We start from the raw sequence: 2,896 nt of genomic DNA on the forward strand, positions 1-2,896 counted from the left end.
ACGGCGGCATCGTGTTCCCCGCAACCGCGACCTTCGGTGAAGTCATGCGGGCTGACACCGCGCCGCAGCACATCCGGCTCTGAGGTCCGACGGCATCACGCCGGTGCCGACGTCGACTCTTTCCCAGAGTGCCGGTCAGGTAGCCATACGTATCCCCGCGAACGGTGGCACACCTCGATGGGTGCCGGCTGCCGGAGAAGATCGGCGCGAGTTTGTCGTTGTGTACGCTTTTGCGGACGAAAAGCGTACACAACGACAAAATTGTCTGGATCATGGTCTGTGCGGGTGGTCGTGGATGGGATCCGCGCTACCTGACCGGCGTTGCGTTCCAGCGATCGGTAGATCGTCGGCATCACGCTGCCCGGTCGGTGACGGGCACGGGCGCCCTGGCCGGTTGTCGGGACTGGCCGGTTGCCGGGAAACAAATTGTCAAACGAGCTGTCAGGGGATGAGGACGATCTTGCCTCGGGTGTGGCCGTGTTCGAGTTCGCGGAAGGCGTCCTGGACGTCGGCCAGCGGGTAGGCGCCGGCGATCGGGACCTCCAGGCGGCCGTCGGCCACCAGGTGTGCCAGCTCGGCGAGGACGTCGGCGCTGGCCGCCGCCGCGCTGCCGTCCGCCTTCACCCGGTGCCGGCCGGCCGCGTCGAAGTCGACGATGGTGTCGATCCGGTCGGGGGCCACCCCGAGCTCGAGCGCCAGGTCCACGTAGCCCTGGCCGAACGTGTCGATGAAGGCGTCGACATGGTCCGCCGCCTGCCGGATGCGGTCGGCGACGCCGTCTCCGTGGGAGACCGGGCTCACCCCGTGGTCGGCGAGCCAGGGATGGTTGGCCGGCCCGGCGATCCCGATCACGCGTCCGCCGGCGAGCCTGGCGAGCTGCACGGCGATCGACCCCACCCCGCCCGCGGCGCCGGAGACGACCACCGTGTCACCGCCGCGCGGCGAGACCGCGCGTACCGCGGCGTACGCCGTCGTCCCGGCCACGAACAGTGATCCGGCGACCTCCCAGGAGATCTTCTCCGGCTTCGCCGTGAGGTTGTCCGCCTCCACCACCACGTACTCGGCGTGGCTGGCGCGCCGGTTGGTGAACCCGAGGACCTCGTCCCCGACGGAGAAGCCGGTCACCCGCGGGCCGGTCTCCTCGACGACTCCGGCCAGATCGCTGCCCTGCCCGGAGGGGAACGTCGCCGGCCACCGGCCGTGCAGCAGCCCCTCACGGATCTTCGCCTCACCGGGATTGATCCCGGCGGCCCGCACCCGGACGAGGACCTCACCCGCCCCGGGCGCCGGCCGCGGCACGTCCACCACCCGCAGTTCCTCTATCCCGCCGTACCCGTCGAACCGGACAGCCCGCGGCATCGCCAGCTCCTTCGTCGTGTCGGTCGTGACCGTTTTCTTCGCCGTCTTCTTTCCGCGTCGCCTTTGTCGTGTTCTTCTGTCGCTTCTTTTTCTCTTGGTTCTCTCCCCGTTGCCGGTCCGGTCCCAACAAGGTCGGGACGCCTGCCTGTGCCCGTGTCCACGTCCGGGCCCACGGACGGGCCGGCCGCGGCGGTGGCCCGGCCGGCCGCCCGTCCCACCATGGGGGCCCGGTCGTGAAAGCGAGGATGGAGATGGTCGCTGTCACGACCGTCTGTTCCCTCACGCGCGCGGTTCAATGGTTGTCGACGCGGAGCCCTTCGGTGCCGTCGGCGGATCAGGGACGTCCGGCTGGGCGTCTGTGCCGACCGGGGCCGGGGGTGGGGACAGCGCCGGGGCCGGCGGTCGCCGGCCGCCAGCCCAGTGCCGGGGCGATCTCGGTGCCGATGATCTCCAGGCGGCGCAGCGCCGCGTCGAAGCTCGCCGCCTCGCCGGCCTCACCCTGGACGGCGGCGATGAAGTAGGACGTGAACCCCGGTCCCACCGGGTTCGTCGCGAGGCTTTCGACGATCACGTCGACCGGGCCGTGGTGGACGTTCATGGCGTCCAGCGCGGCGGCGTCGTCGGCGGTGCCGGGCAGCCCGAAATGGGACAGGTACGGACGGTAGCGGGCAATGTCGGCGGCCAGGTCCCGCGGGGCGGCCAGGCGGTCGGGCCCGGGGAACACACCGTGCGCGACGGCGAGCCGGGCCGCCGGGTAGCCGTCCGGACACAGCGACCGGGCTGCCGCCCTCGAGCGGCCAACCACGGCCGAAGGGCTATCCGTGGCCGAAGGGCTATCCGTGGCCGAGCGGGCAGCCGCGCCCGAGCGGACCGTCCCGACGGATCGGCCGTCCCCGCCCGGTCCGTCGGCGGGGTGAGCCGTCTCGGCCGAGAAAGCCGTCCCGTCCGGCCTGGCGGTGGCGCCTGAACGGGCCGCGGCATATGCGCGCAGGTACGTTTCGGCCAGCGGGCGCTGCGCCGACCCGGCGGGCCCGACGCCGAGCAGCAGCCCGTCCCCGGCACGCGCCGCGGCCGTCGCGCCCTCGGCGCTGGCGGTGGAGTCCCACAGCCGCCCGGCCAGCGTCGGCGCCGGCGGCTGCAGCCGCAGCCCGTCGGTGCCCGGGACGTCGCCGCCGCGCAGCAGGTCCCGCAGCAGGCCGATGGCCTGCGTGAACAGCTCCCGGCGCGCGTCGGCGTCCCGGCCGAAGGCGGCGAAGGCCGGTGAGCTGGCGCCGCCCGTGCCCAGCCCGAGCTGTAGCCGCCCGCCGCTGAGCGCGTCGACGACGGCCGCGTCCTCGGCGACCCTGACCGGGTTCTCCAGCGGCAGCACCACCACCGCGGTGCCGAGCTCGATCCGCCGGGTCGCCTGCGCAGCCGCGGCGAGCAGCACCAGCGGCGAGGGCAGCCGGCCGTACTGAGGGGAGAAGTGGTGCTGGGCGATCCAGCCGCCGTCGAACCCGAGCTCCTCGGCGGCGACGAACAGCTCCACGAGCCGGCG

2 protein-coding genes are annotated in these 2,896 nt (G+C 73.0%); both read right to left on the reverse strand.

Annotated features, from left to right (window positions below):
* Nucleotides 1-441: 441 nt before the first annotated feature.
* A complete protein-coding gene (locus AC5LSR_RS14425; RefSeq protein ID WP_250292166.1) occupies nucleotides 442-1,359 on the reverse strand; it encodes an NADP-dependent oxidoreductase in 918 nt (305 codons plus the stop codon).
* A 334-nt stretch (nucleotides 1,360-1,693) separates the two neighbouring features.
* Nucleotides 1,694-2,896: LLM class flavin-dependent oxidoreductase (locus tag AC5LSR_RS14430; RefSeq protein ID WP_493468559.1), on the reverse strand; the 1,203-nt coding region annotated here is incomplete at its 5' end.

This window comes from Protofrankia sp. CiP1_Cm_nod4 (genome assembly GCF_982290645.1).

Coding starts and splice junctions, on each gene's coding strand:
- AC5LSR_RS14425 (WP_250292166.1), bottom strand. CDS start 1,359: ATGCCGCGGGCTGTCCGGTTCGACGGGTACGGCGGGATAGAGGAACTG.